Origin of the sequence: Serinicoccus profundi, assembly GCF_008001015.1 — a bacterium.
In the GTDB taxonomy this organism is placed as follows: domain Bacteria; phylum Actinomycetota; class Actinomycetes; order Actinomycetales; family Dermatophilaceae; genus Ornithinicoccus; species Ornithinicoccus profundi.
The window spans coordinates 1995231-2018864 of the sequence record NZ_CP042862.1 but is presented as its reverse complement, the minus strand read 5'-3'; the positions used below and the strand labels follow the sequence as shown (position 1 = coordinate 2018864).

Sequence of the window (23634 nt, the reverse complement as noted above, 5' to 3'; positions counted from 1 at the left end):
GGCAGGGGCGGGAAGGCCGGGTCAGGCGCGGCGGGGCAGCACGATGTGTTCCGCCGAGTCCGGGCCCGCTGGGGTGCCGTCCCAGTCGCCGGCGATCTCGACGATCTCGAACCCGGCCCGGCTGAGCGTCTGCTCCAGCTCGGCGCGCGTGCGGAAGCGCAGCGACTCCGGGTAGGCCAGGTGCTCTTCTCGTGCGGAGGTGCGCCCGGCGGGAGGCGTCAGCACGGTATGCCCGATGTGGGTGACGACCGGTCCGCGCGGCTCCCCGCCGACCTCGCCCGGGGTCGGCTCGACCCGGTCGACCTCGACCCACGCCGTGACCTCACCGCCCTCCGGATGGGGGTATGTCGTCCGCGTCGCCTCAGCGGTCCAGCCCTCCCAGCCGCGGGTGGCCGGGTTGCGCGAGTCGAAGGCGAGGTGGCCTCCCGGGGCCAGGTGCTGGTGCATCGCGGCCAGCGCGTCGTCCCATTCGTCATCCTCGATGAAGTACTGCGCCACGTGTGCGGTCATGACGACCAGGTCGGCAGCGGCGGCCGGGAGGAGATCGGCATACCCGTGGATCCAGGTGACTGCCTCGGCGCCGGGCTTGCTGCGCGCGACGGCCAGGCTCGCGGCAGCGGGCTCCAGGCCGATGACCTCGTGGCCGTCCCCGGCCAGGGCGACCGTGAGGGTGCCCGTGCCGCAGCCGACGTCGGTGACGCGGCGGGCGCCGACGCGCCGGGCCAGGGCGCGGAAGTAGTCGTGGTCCCAGGTGCCGGCGTTCTCCACGTCGTAGAGTGCCGCGAGGCGCGGGTCCTCCGGCCAGGCCGTGACGTCGAGGCGGCGCAGGAAACGTCGGCACTGGTGCACCCGGGCGAAGCGCTCACGCCACGGCCCGGGGTCCTCATCCGGCCCGTGGAAGAAGGCTTTGACCGGCGGGCCCAGCCCGAACGGCCCCGTGAAGCCGTCGTCGCCGTGCGCGTCCTCCGCCCCCTCCTCGCCGCCACGGTAGACGTGCAGGTAGGTGCTGTCGATCAGGAAGCCCTGCGCGGCATACCAGCCGCACGCTTCAGGGTCCTCCCGCGTGTAGGCGTCCACCCAGGCGAGCTCGTGCCCGCGCAACCGGTCCAGCGCCGTGGCGAAGAGAGCACCCGCGATGCCCTCGCGCTGGTGGTCAGGGTGCACGGCGATGGTGTCGATGGTGGCCACCGGCTGCCCGGCGTCCTCCCAGAGCTCCACGTCGAGGATGCCGACGACCTCGTCCGGGCCAGGCGTCGTCATACCCTCCGGCTTCGGTCTCACGGCGACGAGCTGCACGGACTCGCCGTCGAAGGTCGTGCGCCGGCTCAAGACGTCGTCGAAGTAGGAGGACCCGAGGAAGGACAGCGCCCGGCAGCGCAGCCAGGACGGTTCGTCGTGCTCGGCGTAGTCGCGGATCGTGAAGCTCATGGTCCGGTGAGGCTAGGCAGCCGACGACCGGCGGACAACCCGTTTTCGCGCAGGGGCGCCCCAAGCGGGACCGACCACGGCCTAGCACGGGTGTCATCGCCGAGTTTGCCGATGGAGGTCGTGCTATCCCGTGGTCACTCCCAGAGGGGGGCGGGGGAGGCGGGGAGGTGGGGCGGGGGAGGGGACGTCGGGTCAGCCGCAGTCGCGGCAGGTGCCGAAGATCTCCAGCGTATGGGCCACCTCGGTGAAGCCGTGCTCGGCCGCGATGGAGTCGGTCCACTGCTCGACCGCCGGGCCCTCGACCTCCACCGTGCGTCCGCAGCCGCGGCACACCAGATGGTGGTGATGGCCGGTGGAGCACTTGCGGTAGACCGCCTCGCCGTCGCCGGTGCGCAGCACGTCCACGTCGCCGGAGTCGGCGAGGGTGGACAGGGTGCGGTAGACCGTGGCCAGGCCGACCTTCTCGCCGGCCTCGCGCAGGTGGGCGTGCAGGTCCTGGGCGCTGGTGAAGTCCTGGGTCGAGCCGAGGGCGTCGATGACAGCGCTCTGCTGCCGGGTGGGTCGTCGGGTCGTGGTCATCGGGGCACCTCCTCGCGGTCGTCCAGGGTATGCCTTGCCTCGCCGCCGGCGCGGACCCGCCCCGCCTGCGCGGGGTCGGCGCCGTGGGGGTCGCCGTCATCCGGATGGTCGCCGCCTGCATGACCGTCGGTGGCGTGCTCGTCGTAGTGACCCTCGTGCGCGGCGTGCCGGTGCCCGTCGTGCAGGTAGTCGACGTGGTCGCCGTGCGGGACCGCCTCGTGGCCGCAGCCGAGGCCGTGCTCGTGCGGGTGGCGCTCGGCATACCGGTGCCGTGCGGCGGACAGGGCCCGGCGGGCGGTGCCTGCGACCGCCGCCAGGAAGAAGAAGCCGATCGCGAGCAGCACGACCGTCCCGCCCGAGGCGGTGTCGGCGTAGTAGCTCGTCGTGACCCCGCCGACCGAGGAGAGCACCCCGATCGCCACGGCCCACCAGCTCGCGGCGCGGAAGCTCGACGACACCTGCTGGGCGGCCGCGTTGGGGATGATCATGAGTGCGCTGATGAGCAGCAGCCCGATGACGCGCATGGCGACCACCACGGTGACGGCGGTGAGGATCGCCAGCACGATGTTGAGCGCCAGGACGGGCAGGCCGGAGGCGCGGGCGTACTCCTCGTCGCCGGCGACGGCGAAGAAGCGTTGTCGCAGCACGACCGTGACGACGACGATCAGGGCGCACAGGGCGGCGAAGACGAGCACGTCGGACCGGGTCGTCGTCGTGATCGCGCCGAAGAGGTACCCCGTGAGGTTGGCGGTCTGGGCCCCGTCGACCTTGTTGATGATGACGACACCGGCCGCGATGCCGCCGTAGAACATCAGCGCCAGCGCGACGTCACCCGAGGTGCGCCCGCGGGCGCGGATGAGCTCGATCGCGACCCCGGCCAGGACGGCCGCCACCAGCGCGGCCCACACCGGGCTGCCCTGGGTGACCACACCGATCGCGACACCGGCCAGGGCCACGTGGCCGAGGCCGTCACCGATGAGGGACAGTCGGCGCTGGACCAGGAAGATCCCGACCATCGGCGCGGCGAGCCCCACGACCAGCGCGGCCAGCAGGGCGTTGCGCATGAAATCCAGCGACAGCATCTCGCTCATGCCGCACCCCGCCCCACCGAGCGGGCGCGCTCGGCCTGGTGCTCGGCATACCGCTGCGGGGTGCCGTCGAAGACGAGGTGTCCGGTGTCGACCTCGACGATGCGGTCGACGACGCCCCGCAGGGCGGCGAGCTCGTGCGTGACGACGAGCATCGTCGTGCCGCTGGCGCCGAGGCGCTGGAGCACCCCCGCGAGCACGGCCTGGCTCGCGTGGTCGACCCCGGCGGTGGGCTCGTCCATGACGAGGACGTCGGGTCGGGCGACGAGCGCGCGGGCGATGAGGACTCGGCGCTGCTGGCCGCCGGAGAGGGTGTCGACGTCGAAGCGGGCGCGATCGGCCAGGCCGACCGTCTCCAGCGCGTCGCGCACGGCGTCGCGGTCGGCCCGTCCGGCCGGGCGCCACCACGGCCGGGCGGCGAGCAGGCCGGTGGCGACGACCTCGGTCACCGTGGCGCGCACGCCGCCGGTGAGGGTATGCCGTTGCGGCACGTAGCCCAGGCGCGTCCGGTCGCGCAGCCGCGCCAGGGGGGTGCCGAGCACCTCGGCGGTGCCGGTCAGGTGCTCGGACAGGCCGAGCAGGCCGGTGACCAGCGTCGTCTTGCCCGAGCCGTTGGGGCCGAGCACCGCGACAACCTCACCGCGGGAGACGGTGAGGTCGACGTCGGCGACGACCGGGCGGCCCTGGTAGCCGAAGGCCGCGTCGCGGAGCCGGAGGACCGGTGGGGCGGACTCGCTCATGAGCAGCCGAGCCCCTCCTGGAGGGCCGAGAGGTTGGAACGCATGACCTCAAGGTAGTCCTCACCGGCGGAGGCGTCGGTGATGCCCTCGAGCGGGTCGAGGACGAGCACCTGCGCACCCGTCTCCGTCGCCACCGTGTCGGCGATGGCGTCGGTGAGGATCGGCTCGGCATAGATCGTCCCGACACCGAGCTCGTCCACCTGGGCGGTGACCTCGGCCAGGCGTGCGGCCGAGGGCTCGGACTCCGGCGAGATGCCGGTGATGCCGACCTGGTCGAGGTCGTAGCGGGCGGCGAGGTAGCCGAAGGCCTCGTGCGTGGTCACCAGGTCACGCGTCGTGCAGTCCGCGAGTCCGGTCGCGAACTCCTCGTCCAGCGCGTCCAGGTCGGCGACGACCGCCTCCGCGTTGGCGGCGTAGCTCTGCGCGTTGTCCGGGTCGACCTCGCCGAGCCGGTCGGCCATCGCCAGGGCGACGTCGCCGTAGCGCTCGGGGTCGAGCCAGAAGTGGGGGTCCTCGCCGCCGTGGCCGTGGTCGTCGTGGCCCTCCTCGGCGGCTGCGTCCTCCTCGTCGGCGTGCTCGGCGTGCTCCTCCTCGGACTCACCCGCGTGCTCCCCGTGCTCCTCCTCGGACTCACCGGCGTGCTCGTCGTGCTCCTCGGCCGACTCACCCACCGCGAGCAGGTCGGCGCTCTCGCTGGCGTCGAAGGAGTTGTCGGCAGCCTGGCTCGCGACGGCATCGTCGACGGCCGGCTGCATCCCCGCGGAGTAGACCACGAGGTCCGACTGGCCGAGGGAGCCGACGTCGCGAGGGGACAGTTCGAGGTCGTGCGGGTCGATACCCGCCGCGGTCAGGGTGCTCACCTCGGCGTGGTCACCGGCGACGCGGGTGAGGAGGTACTCCAACGGGTAGAAGCTGGCGGTCACCTCGACCGAGGCCGAGCCCTCCGCGCCGGCATCGGCAGACCCCTCCGGTGTCGTGGTCCCGCCGCACGCGGCGAGGACCAGGGCGAGGGAGGAGGCGACCAGCACGGGGCGAGGGGAGATCGGCATACCCCGAGTATGTTGGGGATGAGAATGATTGTCAAAATGGGTGGCGGTCGCGATCCGGCGCCCGTGGCGGGTGCCGTCAGCCGCGCGGGACCAGCTGGATGACGGTCACGGCGAGGAAGAGCAGGAGGACCGCGACCCGCATGAGCCGCTCGACGCCGCTGAGGCGCGGCCAGGACAGGTAGAGCAGCCAGGCGACGAAGGCCAGGGCAGCGCCGACGAGGATCCAACCCAGGACGCCCCCGAGCAGACCGCCGCCGAGGATGAGCAGCAGTAGGGCCAGGAAGGGCAGCCAGACGGGCAGCTTCGCCAGCTGCAGGAGGGCGGGGCGGCTGGCCTGCTCCACGGCGTGGCGCACCGGGCCCGGGTCGGTCGCCGTGCGGGGTGGCTCGGGCTCGGGGGAGGGCTGGCTGGTGCTCACCGACCCAGCCTAAACCGCGTCGGGAGGGCTCCCTCGCGCCGCTTAGACTGGGGGTATGGCTCCCACCACCGTCGAAACCGTCGTGTCCCTGTGCAAGCGTCGTGGCTTCGTGTTCCCGTCGGGAGACATCTACGGAGGCACCCGATCGGCATGGGACTACGGGCCGCTCGGGGTGGCGCTCAAGGAGAACATCAAGCGCCAGTGGTGGCGCTCCATGGTCCAGACCCGCGACGACGTCGTCGGCCTCGACTCCTCGATCATCCTGCCGCGCCAGACGTGGGTGGCCTCGGGCCACGTCGGTGAGTTCTCCGACCCGCTGACCGAGTGCCAGTCGTGCCACAAGCGGTTCCGGGTCGACCACATGCAGGAGGCCATGGCGGAGAAGGCGGCCAAGAAGGGCAAGACCGGCGATGCGGTCGACCCCGACAAGATCTCCCTGGACGACATCACCTGCCCCAACTGCGGCAACAAGGCGTGGACCGCGCCGCGCGAGTTCAACATGATGCTCAAGACCTACCTCGGGGTCATCGAGGACGAGTCGGGGCTGCACTACCTGCGCCCGGAGACCGCCCAGGGCATCTTCGTCAACTTCGCCAACGTGCTCGGCACCTCCCGCAAGAAGCCGCCCTTCGGCATCGCCCAGACCGGCAAGTCCTTCCGCAACGAGATCACGCCGGGCAACTTCATCTTCCGCACCCGGGAGTTCGAGCAGATGGAGATGGAGTTCTTCGTCAAGCCCGGTGAGGACGAGGAGTGGCACCAGTACTGGATCGACGAGCGCACCCGCTGGTACACCGACCTCGGCATCAACCCCGACAACCTGCGCCTCGTCGAGCACCCGGCCGACAAGCTGTCCCACTACTCCAAGCGGACCGTCGACATCGAGTACCGCTTCAGGTTCGCGGGCAGCGAGTGGGGCGAGCTCGAGGGTGTGGCCAACCGCACCGACTTCGACCTGTCCACGCACAGCGAGCACTCCGGCCAGGACCTGTCCTACTTCGACCAGGCCAGCGGCGAGCGCTACACGCCCTACGTCATCGAGCCGGCGGCCGGGCTCTCCCGCTCCCTCATGACCTTCCTCGTCGACGCGTATGCCGAGGACGAGGCCCCCAACACCAAGGGCGGGGTCGACAAGCGGGTCGTGCTGCGCCTCGACCCGCGCCTCGCGCCGGTCAAGGTGGCGGTGCTGCCGTTGTCGCGCAACGCCGACCTCACGCCCAAGGCCAAGGACCTCGCGGCCCGGCTGCGTCAGCACTGGATGGTCGACGTCGACGACGCCGGTGCCATCGGCAAGCGCTACCGTCGCCAGGACGAGATCGGGACGCCGTACTGCGTCACCGTCGACTTCGACACCCTCGAGGACCACGCAGTGACGATCCGCGACCGCGACTCCATGGGCCAGGAGCGGGTCTCCCTCGACCAGGTCGAGTCCTACCTCGCGCAGCGTCTCATCGGCTGCTGAGGAGCGCCACCCGGCCTCGCCCCGCAGGTATGCCGGTCACCCGCCGGTGATGAGGGCGAGCCCGAGGGCCACCATGACGAGGGCGATGAGGGAGTCCAGCACCTGCCAGGCCCGGGGCCGGGCCAGGAGCGGGGCGAGGCGCCGGGAGCCGAAGCCGAGGACGCTGAACCACAGGACGCTGGCGCTGACCAGCCCGGCGTAGTACCACCACCGACCCTCGGGGCCATGGGTGTTGGCGATGGAGCCCAGCACGATGATGTCGAGGTAGAGGTGGGGGTTGAGCCAGGTCAGCGCGGCCATCGTCGTCAGGGCGCGCCGCAGCGAGACCCGCTGGCCGCCCTGGGCGACGAGGCTCTCCCCGGGTCGCAGCGCGCGCCAGCCCACGTGCAGCCCGTAGCCGATGACGAAGAGGCCGCCGCCCCACCGCGCGATGGTGAGGAAGGCGGGCCACTGGTCGACCGCGGCGCCCACGCCGAGCACGGCCAGCCCGATGAGGACGACGTCGGAGGCGGCGCACAAGGCCACGAGCGCGCCGACGTGCTGGCGGCGCAGCCCCTGCCGGAGCAGGTAGGCGTTCTGGGCGCCGACGGCGGCGATGAGAGCGATGCCGGTGAGCAGGCCGGCGCCGACGAGCGTGAAGGTCATGTCCTCAACGGTAGGACGCCCGAGGGTAGAAACTGGCATGAATCAGCACGAAGGATTCTGTAGAACCTTTAGCATTGCTTCACATGGACCTCGACCCCGTGGCGCTCGCCACCCTCAGTGCCGTCGTGCAGGAGGGCACCTTCGACCGTGCGGCCACGCGGTTGCGCGTCACGCCGTCCGCGGTCTCCCAGCGGGTCCGCGCCCTGGAGCAGGCCCTGGGCCGCGTCGTCGTCACCCGGACCAAGCCGGTGACGGCGACCCCGGCCGGCGAGGTGCTGCTCCGGCTGGCCGGGCACTGGGAGGTGCTCGTCGGCGACGCTCTGGCCGAGCTCGTCCCCGACACCAGCACCACGGCATACCCGCAGGTCTCCGTCGTGGTCAACGCCGACTCGCTCGCGACCTGGCTGCTACCCGCTCTGGCGCGGGCCCAGGCCGAGCTCGGGATCGTCGTCGAGCTGGTCCGGGAGGATGAGGAGTACGCCTCCGACCGGGTCCGCGCGGGCAGCGCGCTCGCGGCCGTCACGGCCGATCCGACGCCGGTCGCAGGGTGTCGGCTCACCCCGCTCGGGGCGATGCGCTACCTCGCCGTGTGCTCGCCGGACTTCCATCGCACGTGGTTCGCCGACGGGCTGCGGGCGACCGTCCTCGACGCCGCGCCGATCGTCCGCTTCGACGAGCGCGACCGGATGCAGCACCGGGTCGCCCGGCGTCTCGCCCGGCGCGAGGTCGACCCTCCCGCGCATGTCATCGGCTCCAGCCACGGCTTCGCCGACGCCGTCGTCCTGGGGATGGGGTGGGGCATGCTGCCGGTGGAGTGGGCCGAGCCGCTGATCGAGCAGGGCGCGGTGGTGGCGCTCGGTCCGCGGGCGCAGACCGAGGTGCCGCTGCACTGGCTCAGCGCCCGGCTCTCCTCACGGACCCTCGACGTGCTCACCCGGTGCGTCTCCGAGCAGGCGGCGCAGACGCTGCACCGCCGCTGAGGCACGCCCCCGGTCGCGCCTGGGGCGACCGGGGGCGTGACCGGAGACCTCAGCCGCGGCCGCGCGGCCGGGTCTGGACCGCCTCGACGCCGAGGTCGGGGTGGTCGGTGAACAGCTGGTCCATGCCGGCCGCGAGGAAGACCTGCACCTCACCGACCATGTCGCCCAGCTCGGCCGGGTCGTCGGAGGAGCGGAACTCAGCGGGGAGGAACTCGTTCTCCGCGCGGAAGGTCCAGCCGACGACGGTGAGGTGGGCGCGGTGGGCGTCCTTGATGACCGAGGTCGGCTCGCCGAGGGTGCCGTCGGCCTCCCGCGGGATCATGACGTCCTTGCACAGGCCGACCTGGTCGGCATACTCGCCGACGTCGCGCAGACCCTCCCGGGTCACCATGTCGGCATACGTCAGCCCGGTCCCGGCCTCGACCTGGTCGTAGGGGGCGCCGGAGCAGTTGACGAGCTGGGCCAGGCGGACGTCGGTGAGGCCGTCGAGCTCCTGCAGGTTGGCGACCTCGAAGCTCTGGATGACGGCCGGGTCGCGCGGGGAGTCGTAGCCGTGGGCGGCCAGGGCCTCGACGACCGGCTCCTCCATGGAGAGCCCGATGGAGTCGAAGTAGGTCCCGTGCTTGATCTCGGGGATGACCCCGACCGGGTCGCCGTCGCAGGTGCGCGAGGCCGCCGCGAGCTCGAGGACCTCCTCGAAGGTCGGCACGTCCCACCGGCCGTCGTAGGCCGTGTTGTCCGGGCGCAGCCCGGGCAGCCGCTCGACCGCCCGCAGCGTCTTGAGCTCGGCGAGGGTGAAGTCCTCGGTGAACCAGCCGGAGTAGGACACGCCGTCGACCACCTTGGTCGTGTAGCGGTCGGCGAACTCCGGGCGCTCGGCGACGTCGGTCGTGCCGCTGATCTCGTTCTCGTGCCGGTCGACGAGGACGCCGTCCGCGGTCATGACGAGATCGGGCTCGATGTAGTCCGCGCACTGCTGGATGGCCAGCTCGTAGGCACCGACCGTGTGCTCGGGGCGGTAGCCGGAGGCGCCGCGGTGGGCGATGACCTCCGTCGCGCGATAGCCGCGCCCCTCGTTGCCCTGGGCGGGCGGCGGGTCGGAGGGCGCGGCGAGAGCGGTGGTGCCGGAGGCGAGCAGGGCGAGGACGGCGGCGGTGCAGGCTGCGGCGGTCCCGGTGCTGGGTGAGGTGCGCATGCTCTGCACGCTAGGGCAGGAGGTATGCCGTTGTCGCGCGGTGCGATGGCGCTCGGGTGAACACCCGGTGGCCTGCGTGATGGGACAATGGGCAGGCCATGACGATCACCACACCCCTGCTCCCACCGCTGCAGATCGGCCCGCACACCATCGACAGCCCGGTCGTGCTGGCCCCGATGGCGGGCATCACCAACCGTGCCTTCCGGCGTCTGTGCCGCGAGTACGGCCAGGAGGGCCTGGCCGCAGCCGGCACCGGAGACGGCTCGGACTGCCTCTACGTCAGCGAGATGATCACCTCGCGGGCCCTGGTGGAGCGCACGCCCATCTCGATGAAGCTCATCGAGCACGACGCGGGGGAGTCGCCGCGTTCGATCCAGCTCTACGGCGTCGACCCGGCGACGGTCGGAGCGGCCGTGCGGATGCTCGTGAGCGAGGACCGCGCCGACCACATCGACCTCAACTTCGGCTGCCCCGTCCCCAAGGTGACCCGCAAGGGTGGCGGCGCGGCTCTCCCGTGGAAGATCGAGCTGTTCCGCGGCATCGTCCGGGAGGCGGTCCGCGAGGCCTCACCCGCGGGCATCCCCGTCACGGTGAAGATGCGGGTCGGGATCGACAGCGACCACGAGACCTTCCTCGACGCCGGCCGGATCGCGGAGGACGAGGGTGTGGCCGCGGTGGCGCTGCACGCCCGGACCGCGTCGCAGGCCTACTCCGGGGAGGCCGACTGGAGCCGCATCGCCGAGCTCAAGGCGGAGGTGACCTCCATCCCGGTGCTCGGCAACGGCGACATCTGGTCGGCCGAGGACGCCCTGGCGATGGTCGAGCGGACGGGCTGCGACGGGGTCGTCGTCGGGCGCGGCTGCCTGGGGCGTCCGTGGCTGTTCACCGACCTGGCCGCGGCCTTCGCGGGGTCCTCCGTGCGCGTCGAGCCGACCCTGCGCGAGGTATGCCGCGTGCTGCGCCGCCACGCCGAGCTCCTCGCCGAGTTCCACGGCGACGAGGGCCACGGCTGCCGCGACATCCGCAAGCACATCGCGTGGTACACCAAGGGTTTCCGGGTCGGGGGCCAGCTGAGGCACGAGCTCGGCCTCGTGCACACCCTCGCCGACCTCGACCGCCTCATCGACACCCTCGACCTTGACCAGCCGTGGCCCGGTGAGGCTGCCGAGGGGCAGCGGGGGCGCGCCGGGTCGGCCCGGGTCGTCGCGCTGCCGGACCGGTGGCTGGAGTCGCGCGACCTCGATGTCGAGCAGCGCTCCGCCGTCAGCCAGGCCGAGCTCTCGGTCAGCGGCGGCTGACGGCTCGGCCTGCATCAGGCGAGGATCTTTCCTACCGTGGAGACATGGCAACCCTTGAAGGTAAGAAGATCGCGTTCCTGCTCACCGACGGCTTCGAGGACAGCGAGCTGACCAGCCCCTGGAACACCGTGGTCGAGGCGGGCGGGACCGCCCACCTCATCGCTCCCGAGTCCGGCTCGGTCACGGGCAAGAAGGGCCACACCCAGGACGTCGACCTCGTGGTCTCCGAGGTCGACCCGGCCGACTACGACGCTCTCGTCCTGCCCGGCGGCACCGGCAACGCCGATGCGCTCCGCATGGACGCCGACGCCGTGGCCTTCGCCCGGCACTTCGGCCAGCAGGCCAAGCCCGTGTCGGTCATCTGCCACGGCGCGTGGATCCTCACCGACGCCGACGTGCTCGACGGCCGCCGGATGACGTCCTACCCCTCGCTGCAGACCGACCTGCGCAACGCCGGCGCCACCTGGGTGGACGAGGAGGTCGTCGTCGACACCTGGCTCGTCTCGAGCCGCACCCCCGCCGACCTCGCCGCCTTCAACCGCGAGATGACGGCACTCTTCTCCCGCTGACAGCTCCCGGCGATCCCGAGCCACCTGACGTGTCCTGCACTTCCGGGGTCGGAGCCCCGGCGGTGCCAGACACAGGTGTCATCGTCGGTCAGCCCGTCTCGACGGGCCGGTCGGGGTCGCTGATCCAGTCGCTCCACGAGCCGACGTAGACCGCCGGTCGGGGCCCCACCCCGCGCGCCTCGAGCGTCAGTGCGAGGTGGGCGGCCTGGACCCCGGAGCCGCAGTAGACCGCGGTCGGGCGGTCGGTATGCCCACCCGCAGCGCTCAGCGCCTGCACGACGTGCTCGCTGTCGACGAGGCCGCCACCCTCCTGGACGAGCGACAACGCCGGGAGGCTGAGGGCGCCGGGGATGTGTCCTGCCACCGGGTCGACGACCTCGTTCTCCCCGCGGAAGCGGTCGGCCGGGCGGGCGTCCAGCAGCTGCCCACCGGCAGCGAGATGCGCCTGCACCCCGTCGGCGTCGAGGAGCTCACGGCCGCCGGGCTCGAGCACGACGTCGCCCGGCTCCGGGGTGACCAGGCCGCCCTCCAGCGGCAGGCCGGCCGCGGCCCAGGCGGCGAGACCGCCGTCGAGCACCGCCGCGCCCTCGACGCCGTAGTAGGCGGCGACCCACCACGCCCGGGCCGCCCCGAGCCCTGTCGCCTCGTCGTAGAAGACGACAGGCCGACCCGCCCGCACGCCGGCGGCCCGCAGACCCTCCTGCACGCGCTCCAGCGACGGCATGGGGTGCCGGCCTCCACGGCCGTCGCCGGGCAGCGGGTCGGACAGCACCGCCTCCAGGTCGAGGAAGGCCGCACCCGGCAGGTGCGCCTCCAGGTGCGCGGCCCCGCTGGCGGCCGGGTCGGTGCCGAGGGCCCATCGCACGTCGACGAGGACCGGCCGTGCCTCGGGCGGGCCGACCAGGCCCGCCTGCACCTCGTCGACGGTGAGCAGCGGACCCTCCGGAGCGAGGCTCACGCGGCGTCCGGCATGGCGTCGAGGGCCGCGCGCAGCGCCGCGGCGAGCTCACCGACCTGCTCGTCGGTCATGACGAAGGCGGGGGAGACCTGGATGGCTCCGGCCCCGCACGCGCGGGTGGCGATGCCGTGCCGGCGCACGTCGACGGCGAAGCGCATCGCGGTCGGCGGGTCGGCCAGCTGGATCGCGGCGACGGCACCGAGGCCGGAGCGGACCTCTGTGACGTGCGGGTGCTCGGCCAGCGGCGCCAGCTCGCGGTCGAGGGTGGCGGCCAGCCGGGCCGCCTCGTCGAGCAGGCCCTCGGTCTCGATGAGGTCGAGGTTGGCGAGCGCGACCGCGGCGGCCATGGCGTGCCCGGAGTAGGTGTAGCCGTGGCGGAACCACACGCCGGCGTCGGGGGCGAAGAACGGCTCCCAGACCCGGGGGGCGACGAGGACGGCGCCCATCGGGGCATACCCGCTGGTCAGACCCTTGGCCGTGGTGACGAGGTCGGGCTCCAGGCCGAGCGCGGAGCTGGCGAACCACGATCCGCCGAAGCGGCCGTAGCCGGTGATGACCTCGTCGGCGACGAAGAGGATGTCGTGCTCGGTGCAGATCTTGCGCACCTGCGCGAGGTAGCCCTCCGGCGGGAGGTAGACCCCGCCCGCGCCGATGATCGGCTCGCAGAAGAAGGCGGCCACCCGGTCGGCGCCGACGGACTCGATCGTCGCCCGGAGCGACTCGGGGGAGTCCCACTCGACCTGCGCGGTGTCGGGGACCAGCTCGCCGTAGCCCTCGCGGTTGCCGGGGATCCCGGCCAGCGCCGTGCCGGCGTAGTGCATGCCGTGGTAGGCCTTGGAGCGGGACAGGAGCATGGTCTTCTCCGGCCGCCCCTGCTCCACCCAGTAGCGGCGGGCCATCTTGGCCGCGGTGTCGATGGAGTCCGAGCCGCCGGAGGTGAAGAAGATCTTGCTCCCGGGCACCGGGGCGATGCCCTCGAGGCGGTCGGCGAGCTGGACGGTCGGCTCGGTCGCGTAGTCGCCGAAGGTGGAGTATGCCGCGATCCGGCGCATCTGCTGCGCGGCTGCATCGGCGAGCTCGGCGCGGCCATGGCCGACGTTGGTGAACCACAGCCCGGCGGTCGCGTCGAGGTAGCGCCGCCCCTCACGGTCGCGGACGTGCACCCCCTCGCCGTGGGTGAGGATCAGCTCGCCGGTCTTCTCGACCGAGCCCATGTCGGAGAACGGATGCCACAAGGTGCCCATGGCGCCAAACCCTAGCGTCCGCCCCTGACGGGGCCTGCCCCGACGTGGCACAGTGAGCACCATGTGCCGCAACATCCGTCCGCTCAACAACTTCGAGCCGCCCGCCTCGCGCTCGGAGGTGCAGGCCGCCGCGCTGCAGTACGTCCGCAAGGTCGGCGGGTCCACCAAGCCCTCGCAGGCCAACGAGCAGGCCTACGCCACGGCGGTGGCGCAGATCGCCCGGGCGACCCAGGACCTGCTCGATGCCCTGGTGACGACCGCACCGCCCAAGGACCGGGAGACCGAGGCCGTCAAGGCCCGCGCCCGGGCGGCGAAGCGCTACGCCACGACGTGATGGCGACCCGGGCGCAGCGGGTCCGTCACCTGCTCAACTGGGTCAACCTCTCGACCCCGTTGGGGCTGGGCGTCGCCGCGCTCGGCGGGGCCCGGATCCGCCGCGGTCCCGCCCGGTGCTACCTCGCCGACCACTACCGCTGGGCCTTCCCGGCCGCGGGCGCATTCACCATCGGCGACGTGATCTTCTCGCGTCACGACCTCGACCGGCTGACCGCCCACCGCCCCGGCCTGCTCGAGCACGAGCTGACCCACTCTCGCCAGTGGGCGGCCTGCCTGGGTCTGCCCTTCCTGCCGCTCTACGTCGCCTCGATGGGCTGGTCGTGGCTGCGCACCGGGGACCGGGCGGCCCGTAGCGTCTTCGAGCGGCACGCCGGCCTGGAGATCGGGGGATACCGCGACGTGCCGACCCGACCGGTGGGGCCGGTCCTGGCCGACGGGGCGCGACGCGTCGCAGCGTTCGTGCGCGGGCGCCGCGGGCTCGACGCCGGGGTGGGCGTCGGTCGGGCGGAGCGCTCCGGGGGTGGGTCCACGCGCTGACGCGCGCGCCCACGGCATACCCTCGGCGGTGTGACCACCCAGCCCACCGGGGAGTATCCCGCCCACGCCCGTGAGCGCTGGGTGGCCGAGGACCCGGCGCAGAAGCGGTCGGACCGGCAGGACTTCGCCCGCGACCGCGCCCGGGTGCTGCACTCGGCGGCGCTGCGACGGCTGGCGGCCACCACGCAGGTGCTCGCGCCCACGACCGACGACTTCGTGCGCAACCGGCTCACCCACTCCCTCGAGGTCGCCCAGATCGGCCGCGAGTTCGGGGCGGCCCTGGGCTGCGACGCCGACGTCGTCGACACCGCGTGCCTGGCGCACGACATCGGGCACCCGCCTTTCGGGCACAACGGCGAGGCCGTCCTCGACGCCCTGGCCGCTCCGGCGGGCGGCTTCGAGGGCAACGCGCAGACACTGCGGGTGCTGACCCGGCTGGAGGCCAAGCGCAGCCACGACGACGGGCGTCCAGCGGGGCTCAACCTCACCCGCGCCAGCCTCGACGCCGCGACGAAGTACCCGTGGGCCCGGGGCGAGGGCCCGTCGGAGGTGGGGGTGGGCAAGTTCGGGGTCTACGACGACGACCGCGACGTCTTCGCCTGGCTCCGCGACGGCAGCCCGACGTCGGCGTCGCGGCAGCGGTGCCTCGAGGCCCAGGTCATGGACTGGTCGGACGACGTGGCCTACTGCGTCCACGACGTCGAGGACGCCATCGCCTCGCGCCGCGTCGACCCCAGGGCCCTGCGCGAGGAGGACGTGCAGGTGAGCGTCGCGGCGCTGGCGCGGGACTGGTATGCCGCTGACCTGCCCGAGGACACGCTGCGGGAGGCGCTCGCCGACATCCTCGACACCGGGTGGGTGCCGACCACCCATACCGGGACCCGGGCCGACCTCGCCGCGCTCAAGGACATGACCTCCCGGCTCATCGGGCACTTCGTCCACACCGTGGAGCTCGCGACCCGGGAGCGCCACGGGCCGGGGGCGTTGACGCGGTATGCCGCGGACCTCGTCGTGCCGGACCGGGTGCGGGGGCAGGCCGCCGTGCTCAAGGCGGTCGCCGCCCACTTCGTCATGCTCAGCGAGGAGCGCCGCACCACGATGGAGCGCGAGCAGCAGATCCTCACCCGGCTCGTCGAGCACTACGGCGCCGACGCCCGACACCTCGACCCCATCCACGCCGAGGCCGCGCTCGACGCGGAGCGGGCGGGCGACGACGTGGCACGGCTGCGGGCCGTGGTCGACCAGGTCGCGAGCCTGTCGGACGCCCGCGCGCTCGCGGTCCACGCCACCCTGGCCGTGTCGTGAGCCTCGTCCACGACCTAGACCTGCCGGTCCTCGGGGCGCCGATGGCGGGCGGTGCCACCACGCCGCTGCTCGTCGCCGCGGTGAGCGACGCCGGCGGCCTGGGCATGCTCGCCGCGGGCTACCAGACCCCGGAGCGGCTCGCCGCCGACCTCGTCCACGTCCGTGACCTCACGAGCCGGGCTTTCGGCGTCAACCTCTTCGTCCCCCAGCCGCTCGACCGGGCGGCGCTGGAGCCTGCGGTCGAGGACTTCGCGCAGCGCATCGAGCCGGAGGCCGTCGCGCTCGGCACCACCCTGGGGCGGGCCGACTGGCACGACACCGACCACTGGGAGGCCAAGGTCCTGCTCGTCGAGACCCTGGCGCCGTCGGTGGTGTCGTGCACCTTCGGGGTCCCGGACGCCGACGTCGTCGACCGGTGGCGTCGGGCGGGCTGCGAGGTCCACCTCAGCGTCACCTCGGTGGCCGAGGCCCGGGCGGCGCTCGCGGTCGGGGCCGACGCCCTCGTGCTCCAGGGGCAGGAGGCCGGCGGTCACCGGGCCACCCACGACCCGACGGTCGAGCCGGAGGCGCTGGACCACCTGGGCCTGCTCGAGCTCGTGCGCCCCGAGACACCGCTGCCGCTGGTCGTGGCGGGTGGCGTCACCACCGCGGGCGACGTGCGGCGTGCGCTCGCCGCCGGGGCGAGCGCGGTGCAGGTCGGGACGGCACTGCTCCTCGCGCCCGAGTCGGGAGCGAACCGCACCTACCGGCAGGCGCTGCGCAGCCCGCAGCTGGGCCGCCGGGTCCTGACCCGGGCCTACTCGGGCAGGGTGGCCGGCGCCCTCGCCACCGCGTGGACCGACCGGTATGCCGACGCCCCGGCCGCCTTCCCGGTGCTCGACCAGCTCACCAAACCGGTCCGGCGGGCCGCCGCCGAGCGCGGCGACCTGGGGCGGATCCACGTCTGGGCCGGGAGCGGGTGGCGCGCGGCGCAGGAGCGGCCGGCGGGGGAGATCGTGCGGGAGCTGGGGCGATGACCGGGTCGGGGTTGCTGCCCGCGGGCGTGGAGCTGGGCGAGGGGGAGCTGCTCGGTGGCTCGGCACGCTCACAGGTGCACCGCCGGCAGGTGCTCGCCGGGCCTGCGCAGTGGGGAGGTTCGGTGGTGCTCAAGCGCTTCCTGCCCCAGCCCGAGGGTCGGCGCGCGGCGATGGGCTGGCGCCGGGAGGTCGCCGGCCTGCGGCACCTGCGGCAGGTGCCCCGGCTGCTCGCCGCGGAGGAGTCGTCGCAATCGATCGTCATGGAGGACCTCGGACCCCACCCGACGCTCGCCGACGCCCTCCTGGGCGCCGACGCGGACGGTGCGTGGCGGCATACCGTCGAGTGGGCGGGGGCCCTGGGCGGGTCCGTCGTGGCCGGCGCGGAGCTGGAGCAGGCCCGGCGGGACCTCGGGTCGGCGGCGCTCGCCGAGGACCGCCAGTGGCAGGTCGACTACCCACGCCGTGGGCTGGACCGTCTCGCCGAGGTCGCCGGCATCCGGGCCGGGCGCGCGGCCGTCGCGCAGGCGCGCGACCTCGTCGACGAGCTGCAGCACGACACCGCCCGGCAGGTGCTCGGGCCGGGCGACGCCTGCCCGGACAACGCGGTGCTCACCCCGGGCGGTGTCCGGCTCCTCGACCTCGAGGGGACCGGGGTGCGGCACCTGGCCTACGAGGCGGCCTACGCCGCGGAGCCGTTCAGCACCTGCTGGTGCGTCTTCACCCCACCCCCGGGGCTGACCGACGCCATGCTCGAGGCCTTCACCCGGGCCGCGGCGGGTGCCGTGCCCGGTCTGGAGGACGACGAGGACTGGCCGCGGCAGGTCCGGGGTGCGGTCGCGCTGTGGGTCCTGTCGGGCATGTTGTGGCTGCTCGACGGTGCTCTGGACGACCGGGTCATGGCGCCCGAGGGACGGCAGGGGCCGCCCTTCCGCGCCCTGCTCGTCTCGCGCTGGCGGTGGGTCACGCGCGCGTGCGGCGAGGAGATGCCCGACGTCGCCGCGGCCTGCGAGGAGGCGCTCACCTGGGCGGCGCGGACCTGGCGCAGCAGCGACCTCGCGCTGCCGGCCTACCCGCCCTTCCGCTGACGGGGACCAACCCGACGCGCGGGAGGAGACCCTCAGGTGGTGCTGCCGGGCTCCAGTCGGGCGCCTTGGGCGATGCTGGTGCCGCGGCGCACGCGGCTGTCCTGGCCGACGAGGGTGATGGCCTCGTCGGTGAGCCGGGTGCCCGCGGGAGCGGCACCGACGGTGGCCTCGCGGCCGACGTGGACGCCGCGGTCGAGGATGCTCGTCCGCACCTGGGCGCCGGTCTCGACGACGACGTCGTCGAGCAGCACGCTGTCCTCGACGACCGCGCCGGGCTGCACCTGCACCCCGCGCCCCGAGCACGGACCGGACCACCCGACCGCGCACGCGCGAGCCCGGCCCGATCATCGCCTCGACGAGCTCGCCGCCCTCACCGACCCAGCCGGGCGGGCCGGGGAGGGTCTGGCCGAGGATGGGCCGCGTCGGGTGGTCGAAGACGTCGACCTTGCCCGTGAGCAGGTCACGGTGGGCCTGGAGGTAGGCCTGGGGTCGCCCGACGTCCTTCCAGTAGCCGCTCATCGGGGTGGCGTGGACCCGCCCGCGGCGGACCAGCGAGGGCAGGAGGTGGTCGCCGAAGTCGCCGAGGCCGGTGTCGTCATCGTCGTCCGCGGTGGCCTGGAGCCCGGCGCGCAGCTGCTCGAGCTGGGTCAGCAGGGTCGGCGGGTGGTAGAGGAAGATCTCGGTGGCGACGGTGCCCGACTCCGTGGAGGACGGCTTGGCGCGCACCGCGCTGACGAAGCCCGCGTCGTCGTGCTCGACCACCACCTTGTGCACCGCCTCCTGCACCCCGATCTCGGCGGTGACGACCGTGCACTCCGCCTCGCGGTCGAGGTGGGCGGCGACGACCGGGCGCAGGTCGAGGTTGAAGATGTGGTCGGCCGACATGACGATCAGCACGTGCGGGTCGGCGATCCTGATCGCCTCGCGCATCCGGAAGAGACCGTCGGCGTTGCCGTGGCTGAAGCCGTCCTCGTGGGCCGTCCCCGACCCCTCCTCGGGGGTGAGACGGCGGAATCCGCCGCGGGTCCGGTCGAGGTCCCACGGGCGGCCGCCCGCGAGGTAGCTGTCGAGGGAGCTGGACTGGAACTGTACGGAGACCCAGACGTCGCTCACCCCGGCAGCCGCCAGGACCGAGAGCGGGAAGTCCACGAGCGCGTGGCTCGCGGCGAAGGGGAGGGCGGGTTTGGCCCGCTCCCGGGTCAGCACGTCCATCCGGCTGCCCTGACCACCGGCCTGCACGACGGCCAGGGTGCGGAGGTCGGGAATCATCGTCACGGCAGCTACGGTAGTGCGGACCCGGGCGCTGCGCCGACCGGACGTCCGGAGGCTGTCTCACCCGCCGTGACACCGTCCGATGTCCCTCCGGGGGGAGGAAGAACCGCGCTCTCGCAACTTCCGTTACGAAATTGTGACCCTTCGGATCTATCAGTAGGCACCGTTGCTCGCCTATTTTTCCCTCTAGTTGCTTCGCGCTGGGCGGGGTCTTGCTGGAGTCAGGGGCTGCCTGTGCGCGGTGCTGGGGTGTCTATGGGTTGGGGTTGGGTCGGGTTTCCTGAGGCTTGGCGGTGATGGGTTCGTTGGCTGGCGTGGTCGATGGTCCTTGTTCTGGCGATGACTGTCGGGGATGTTCCGGGGGCTGTTGCTTCTCCTGGCAGCGAGGAGGCTTCTGAGGTCATCGAGGCGGCGGACGCTGGCGCCGAGCCGGTTGTGACTCCTGAGGGTGAGGAGGATCTGGTGGCCGCGTCGGTGGCTGCCCGGGTTGGCGGGGAGCCGGTGCTGGTGGAGTCGTTGACGGATGAGTTCTCGACGACGGTCGTGAATCCGGACGGTTCGTTCACCACGGCTTCGGCGTTGGGTCAGCAGCGCTTCGCGGATGGGGAGGGTGGCTGGGTCGAGGTCGATCTGGACATGGTGGAGCGTGCGGATGGTTCGGTGGGTCCGGCTGCGCACCCTTTGGGTTTGGGGTTGCCGGGCGAGGGCCGAGCCGAGGGGTTGTCTGATGTGTCGGTGTCTCATCCTGGGGCTGGGCGTGAGGTGGTTTGGCGGTTGCCGCTGCGTGGTGAGCCTGAGCTGGATGGTCCGGTGGCTCGGTATGCGGATTCGTGGCCTGGGATTGATGTGGTGATTGATGCCCGCCGCTCGGGGTTTGAGCAGACCTTTGTGATCGAGAGTGCGGACGCTGTTGCTGGCCTGCCTGGTGGGGACCAGGTGTCATGGTCCATCCCGCTGCAGGCCAAGGGTTTGGTTGCGCGGCAGGGCGGGGAGGAAGGGGTGGTGGAGTTCGTCGATGCCAAGGAGCGCGTCGTGTCGCAGGTGGTGGCACCTGAGGCGTTTGATGCGGTGGTGGATGAGTTCTCGGGGGGCCCGTCGAATCTGACGCCGGTGGACCTGCAGGTCCAGCAGGGTGCTGGGCGGGGGAAGGCCACGTTGACGTTGTCCGTGTCCCGGGAGTGGTTGATGGATCCTGCCCGGGTGTTCCCGGTGACGGTGGACCCCACGTATGCGGCGTTGAACGTTGCTCCCACGATGGACACGTACGTGCAGAAGGCGTACCCGTCGGCAGCGAACGCTAGTGATGACGAGTTGCTGGTGGGGACGTATAACGGGGGCACGGACGTGGCCCGGTCCTTCTTGAATTTCTCGACGGCCTCTCTTGTGGGGAAGCAGATCAAGAGTGCGCAGTTGTCGTTGTATGAGAACTGGGCGTGGTCGTGCACGGCGAAACCGGTGGGGGTGTATTCGACGAGCAGTACGGCGTCGTCGTCGGTGACGTGGTCGACGAGGCCTGCGGCGAGCTCGACCCCGGTGGGGAGTGTGGATGCGGCGAAGCGGTCGGACGGCACGGGTGACTGTGCGCAGGGGCGGGTGAAGATTCCGATGACGTCTCTGGTGCAGACCTGGTCGGGTCAGGCGGCGGGGACGAAGACGGTGATGGTTCGTGCGGGGTCGGAGACGGATTCGTCTGGGTGGAAGCGGTTCTACTCATCGGAGTCGTCGTATCCGCCGGTGTTGGAGGTGACGTGGAACCGGGCACCGGCGACGCCGGCGACCCCGGTGCTGGCCTCGTCGACGTCGAGCACGTATGTCAACCCAGGGGATGGGGCGGCGCAGACGTGGACGAAGTACAAGCGGCCTCGGTTCGAGTCGTCCACGTCGGACCCGGACGGGAACACGGTGAAGCTGGAGTTCGAGGTACACACCGCGAACTCGAATGTGTCGTCGGCGACGCTGGTGGCCTCGTGCATGTCGTTGTTGAGGACGGGTGGCACGGTTGTGGGGTGCACTCCGGGGGTGGATCTGTCGAACCACATGCGGTACTTCGTCAGGGCGCGGGCTCATGACGGGGGAGGCATGACTGGTTCCTGGTCGGGGTTCAAGATGTTCTACACCGACTGGACAGCCGGGGCGGCCCCGGTGGTGTCGTGCCCCGCGCCGTACACGGACGGGTCGTGGGCCACGAACGTTCCGACCTCGAATGTGACGTGTCGGGTCAGTGGGGCAGCGGCGTCGACGTGGGATCAGAACGTGCAGCTGAAGGTGCAGGTCGATGCCGGTGCGTGGAAGACCTATTCGATCCCGAACAGCACTGACCCAGCCGTAGCAGGGGTCAATGTGACGGTTCCGCGTGCTGCGGGTGGGCATAACGTTCGGGTGATCGGGGTGAACCGCACAGGGGTGGAAACCTCGCAGGTGGTGTACTCCTTCGGTTACGGAGCGGCAGGTATGGCGGCACCCGTGGGTGATCCTCGGCCCACGGTGACCGGGGTGGTACCGGTCAGTGCGGCCGCACCTCCGGCGCAGTCGGGGCAAACGGTGAGCGCGAAGATCCAGTACCGGACCGCGGGGTCGGCTGGTGGTTCCGATGCGTCGAACTGGTTCGATGCTGCTGACTCGGTCTCCGTTGCTCAGAAGGACGGACAGTCGGTTGCGACCGGGAACTGGAACACCGCTGCCCCGGCCGTGAACACCAATACTGGTGCGGATGAGCGAATGCCTGTGGTGCTTGAGGTGCAGGTCTGCTTCACGTACGGCGGTGGGGCGACGAAGTGCACGGGGGAAGCGGACGCCCGGTCGGTGTTCCGGGTGCCGCACGCTTTTGGTGACGGGTTCCCGGTGGCTGAGGCTGGCCCGGGCCAGGTGGCATTGTTCACCGGGGAGTTCAACACCACGGTCACGGATGTGTCCGTACCGGGGTACACGGGGCAGATGTCCCTGTCTCGCTCCCACGCGACGTATGGGCTGCCCGCCACGGCGGCCCAGGGCGTGTTCGGTCCGGGGTGGGTCGCGAATCTGGATGGGTCGGACGCTGGGTTGGCCGGGGCGACGCTGATTGACAACACCCTGCTCGACGGCTCGCTGGTGTTGGTCGGTGGCGACGGGGAAGCGATCGTGTTCGACCCTCCCTCCTCGAGCAGTGGAACGTACACCGCCCGCAAGGTCGCCACCCTGGAAACGGGGGCGTGGTTGCCTGGGAGTGAGGAGACGGCCGCGGCCGGGATCAGCGCTGCGGTCTCTGGATCGGGGTCGTCGACGAAGGTGGAGCTGACCGACCTGGACGGGAACGTCACCACGTTCACTCCGGCGTCCTCGACCCAGGCTCCGGCGGCGGGGAAGGCTGGCGTGTTCTCCCCGGCGAGTGTGGTGGAGATCGGGGTCCCGGGCCAGATGAGTTTCGCCCGGGACAGCGCCGGCAGGGTGACCCGGATCATCGCCCCGTCCCCGACCGGAGTGTCCTGCCCCGGCACCGGTGCGGTCACGGCCCCCGGATGTCGGGTGCTGGACATCACCTACGGGACCACGACCTCCGGAGGAGAGGTCAGTGGACAGGTCAAGTCGGTCTCCGCGACGCTGTTCAACCCGGCCAAGGCCGGTGGGGCGGGCATGGAGACGACCGTCGTCGCCTCCTACGCTTATGACGCGACGACGAAGCGCCTGGCGTCCGTGACGGACCCGCGGACGGGTCTGGCCACCGCGTACGCCTATGACAGTGCCGGACGTTTGACCTCCCTGACTCCGCCCGGGCTGAGCGCCCACACTCTGGAGTACACCGGCGGCACCGGGACGGTCCCGGCGCAGCTGACGGCGGTCAAGCAGGGCGGAACACAGGTCGCCCGGTTCGTGTACAGCATCAACCCGAGCACCCCACCGGCCGGTCTGCCGGCCTTGGACACCGCAACTGTGTCCGCGTGGGGTCAGGACGCTGCGCAGACCCCGACGTACGCCGCGGCGGTCTTCGGTCAGGACAAGCCCATCACCGCGACAACCCCGGCAGCGGTACCTGCGGGTGACTGGGTGCACGCTGAGGTGCAGTACACCACCGCGCGCGGGTACACCGTGAACACTGCGTCGTACGGTGCCGATCAGTGGCAGGTCACGGCGACCGGGTATGACCAGCACGGCAACGTCGTGCGAGAGCTCGACGCCTCAGCGATCGCTAAGACCGGTGTCTTCGGTCCCACCGGTCTCGAGGACGGCGAGCAGGTGTGGTCCGCCGACCAGGTTCAGACACTGGCAGAGCTGACGGTGTACAACAGCGAGGACCTCACCGCGGCTGACGGGACGGTCCTAGCGCCTGCAGGGACACTGGAGACGGACTCGTACGGACCGGCGAGGACCTCGCACGTGCCAGGGCTGGGCGTGACTGAGAACGTCCGGCCGCACACGAGCTTGTCACGATGTTTGTGTAAGTGATGTGGGTCACA

Annotated in this window: 21 protein-coding genes and 1 pseudogene; 10 read left to right on the top strand and 12 right to left on the bottom strand. The window is 72.0% G+C overall.

Features of this window, described 5'->3' with window-relative positions; genetic code table 11:
- Positions 1-21: 21 nt before the first annotated feature.
- The 6 genes from FA582_RS16755 to FA582_RS09260 all read right to left on the bottom strand — a co-directional run bounded on the left by FA582_RS16755 (position 22) and on the right by FA582_RS09260 (position 5302).
- Positions 22-1428, bottom strand: a complete 1407-nt coding sequence (locus tag FA582_RS16755) for a GNAT family N-acetyltransferase (protein ID WP_010147554.1) — start codon at positions 1426-1428, stop codon at positions 22-24.
- Positions 1429-1620: 192 nt separating this feature from the next.
- Positions 1621-2007 carry a Fur family transcriptional regulator gene (locus tag FA582_RS09280; protein ID WP_010147553.1) on the bottom strand — a complete coding sequence of 129 codons (387 nt, stop codon included), beginning with the start codon at positions 2005-2007 and terminating at the stop codon, positions 1621-1623.
- Positions 2004-3098: a metal ABC transporter permease gene (locus FA582_RS09275; protein WP_010147552.1), complete on the bottom strand. Its 1095-nt coding sequence runs from the start codon at positions 3096-3098 to the stop codon at positions 2004-2006. Before FA582_RS09275 ends, FA582_RS09280 begins: the two co-directional genes overlap by 4 nt.
- Positions 3095-3835 carry a metal ABC transporter ATP-binding protein gene (locus FA582_RS09270; RefSeq protein WP_010147551.1) on the bottom strand — a complete coding sequence of 247 codons (741 nt, stop codon included), beginning with the start codon at positions 3833-3835 and terminating at the stop codon, positions 3095-3097. The genes FA582_RS09275 and FA582_RS09270 overlap by 4 nt, the downstream gene beginning before the upstream one ends.
- Positions 3832-4884, bottom strand: a complete 1053-nt coding sequence (locus tag FA582_RS09265; protein ID WP_010147550.1) for a metal ABC transporter substrate-binding protein — start codon at positions 4882-4884, stop codon at positions 3832-3834. Before FA582_RS09265 ends, FA582_RS09270 begins: the two co-directional genes overlap by 4 nt.
- Before the next feature lie 76 nt (positions 4885-4960).
- Complete coding sequence (locus FA582_RS09260; RefSeq protein WP_010147549.1) at positions 4961-5302, bottom strand: DUF6703 family protein; 342 nt, start codon at positions 5300-5302, stop codon at positions 4961-4963.
- A gap of 55 nt (positions 5303-5357) precedes the next feature.
- Here FA582_RS09260 and FA582_RS09255 point away from each other — a divergent pair, with 55 nt between their 5' ends.
- Entirely contained in the window at positions 5358-6764 is a 1407-nt protein-coding gene (locus tag FA582_RS09255) for a glycine--tRNA ligase (RefSeq protein ID WP_010147548.1), read from the top strand.
- 36 nt (positions 6765-6800) lie between these two features.
- On the opposite strand, the gene FA582_RS09250 is transcribed toward FA582_RS09255, so the two are convergent.
- Positions 6801-7409: a LysE/ArgO family amino acid transporter gene (locus FA582_RS09250; protein ID WP_010147547.1), complete on the bottom strand. Its 609-nt coding sequence runs from the start codon at positions 7407-7409 to the stop codon at positions 6801-6803.
- An 83-nt stretch (positions 7410-7492) separates the two neighbouring features.
- Here FA582_RS09250 and FA582_RS09245 point away from each other — a divergent pair, with 83 nt between their 5' ends.
- The gene (locus tag FA582_RS09245; RefSeq protein WP_010147546.1) at positions 7493-8389 is read left to right on the top strand and encodes a LysR family transcriptional regulator ArgP; all 897 of its coding nucleotides are present in this window, start codon (positions 7493-7495) and stop codon (positions 8387-8389) included.
- 49 nt (positions 8390-8438) lie between these two features.
- Here FA582_RS09245 and FA582_RS09240 read toward each other — a convergent pair whose 3' ends face one another.
- On the bottom strand, positions 8439-9584 hold the full coding sequence (locus FA582_RS09240; protein ID WP_010147545.1) for a glycerophosphodiester phosphodiesterase: 1146 nt from the start codon (positions 9582-9584) through the stop codon (positions 8439-8441).
- Between the two features lie 98 nt (positions 9585-9682).
- On the opposite strand from FA582_RS09240, the gene dusB reads away from it, so the two are divergent.
- Both dusB and FA582_RS09230 read left to right on the top strand, forming a co-directional pair.
- Complete coding sequence (dusB, locus tag FA582_RS09235; protein WP_010147544.1) at positions 9683-10882, top strand: tRNA dihydrouridine synthase DusB; 1200 nt, start codon at positions 9683-9685, stop codon at positions 10880-10882.
- 44 nt (positions 10883-10926) lie between these two features.
- The gene (locus FA582_RS09230; RefSeq protein WP_010147543.1) at positions 10927-11451 is read left to right on the top strand and encodes a type 1 glutamine amidotransferase domain-containing protein; all 525 of its coding nucleotides are present in this window, start codon (positions 10927-10929) and stop codon (positions 11449-11451) included.
- 88 nt (positions 11452-11539) lie between these two features.
- Here the strand turns inward: FA582_RS09230 and FA582_RS09225 are convergent, their stop codons facing one another.
- Positions 11540-12409: a sulfurtransferase gene (locus tag FA582_RS09225; RefSeq protein WP_010147542.1), complete on the bottom strand. Its 870-nt coding sequence runs from the start codon at positions 12407-12409 to the stop codon at positions 11540-11542.
- On the bottom strand, positions 12406-13653 hold the full coding sequence (locus FA582_RS09220) for an aminotransferase family protein (protein ID WP_010147541.1): 1248 nt from the start codon (positions 13651-13653) through the stop codon (positions 12406-12408). The genes FA582_RS09225 and FA582_RS09220 overlap by 4 nt, the downstream gene beginning before the upstream one ends.
- A gap of 61 nt (positions 13654-13714) precedes the next feature.
- Here FA582_RS09220 and FA582_RS09215 point away from each other — a divergent pair, with 61 nt between their 5' ends.
- From FA582_RS09215 to FA582_RS17170, 5 genes are read left to right on the top strand one after another with little or no spacing between them, the layout of a single operon-like run.
- Positions 13715-13987 (top strand): DUF2277 domain-containing protein, encoded by a 273-nt coding sequence (locus FA582_RS09215; RefSeq protein ID WP_010147540.1) that lies wholly within the window; start codon positions 13715-13717, stop codon positions 13985-13987.
- On the top strand, positions 13987-14526 hold the full coding sequence (locus FA582_RS09210) for a hypothetical protein (protein ID WP_010147538.1): 540 nt from the start codon (positions 13987-13989) through the stop codon (positions 14524-14526). The genes FA582_RS09215 and FA582_RS09210 overlap by 1 nt, the downstream gene beginning before the upstream one ends.
- A gap of 30 nt (positions 14527-14556) precedes the next feature.
- The gene (locus tag FA582_RS09205) at positions 14557-15831 is read left to right on the top strand and encodes a deoxyguanosinetriphosphate triphosphohydrolase (RefSeq protein WP_010147537.1); all 1275 of its coding nucleotides are present in this window, start codon (positions 14557-14559) and stop codon (positions 15829-15831) included.
- Positions 15828-16847 carry an NAD(P)H-dependent flavin oxidoreductase gene (locus FA582_RS09200; protein WP_010147536.1) on the top strand — a complete coding sequence of 340 codons (1020 nt, stop codon included), beginning with the start codon at positions 15828-15830 and terminating at the stop codon, positions 16845-16847. The genes FA582_RS09205 and FA582_RS09200 overlap by 4 nt, the downstream gene beginning before the upstream one ends.
- The gene (locus FA582_RS17170) at positions 16844-17932 is read left to right on the top strand and encodes a hypothetical protein (protein ID WP_238705434.1); all 1089 of its coding nucleotides are present in this window, start codon (positions 16844-16846) and stop codon (positions 17930-17932) included. Before FA582_RS09200 ends, FA582_RS17170 begins: the two co-directional genes overlap by 4 nt.
- A 32-nt stretch (positions 17933-17964) precedes the next feature.
- On the opposite strand, the gene FA582_RS17165 is transcribed toward FA582_RS17170, so the two are convergent.
- Complete coding sequence (locus tag FA582_RS17165; protein WP_238705433.1) at positions 17965-18219, bottom strand: GlgC family sugar phosphate nucleotidyltransferase; 255 nt, start codon at positions 18217-18219, stop codon at positions 17965-17967.
- Between the two features lie 178 nt (positions 18220-18397).
- A pseudogene (locus FA582_RS17725) lies at positions 18398-19201 on the bottom strand (sugar phosphate nucleotidyltransferase); the annotation flags it as partial.
- Positions 19202-19525: 324 nt separating this feature from the next.
- Here FA582_RS17725 and FA582_RS09190 point away from each other — a divergent pair.
- Complete coding sequence (locus FA582_RS09190; protein ID WP_010147302.1) at positions 19526-23623, top strand: DNRLRE domain-containing protein; 4098 nt, start codon at positions 19526-19528, stop codon at positions 23621-23623.
- Positions 23624-23634 lie beyond the last annotated feature (11 nt).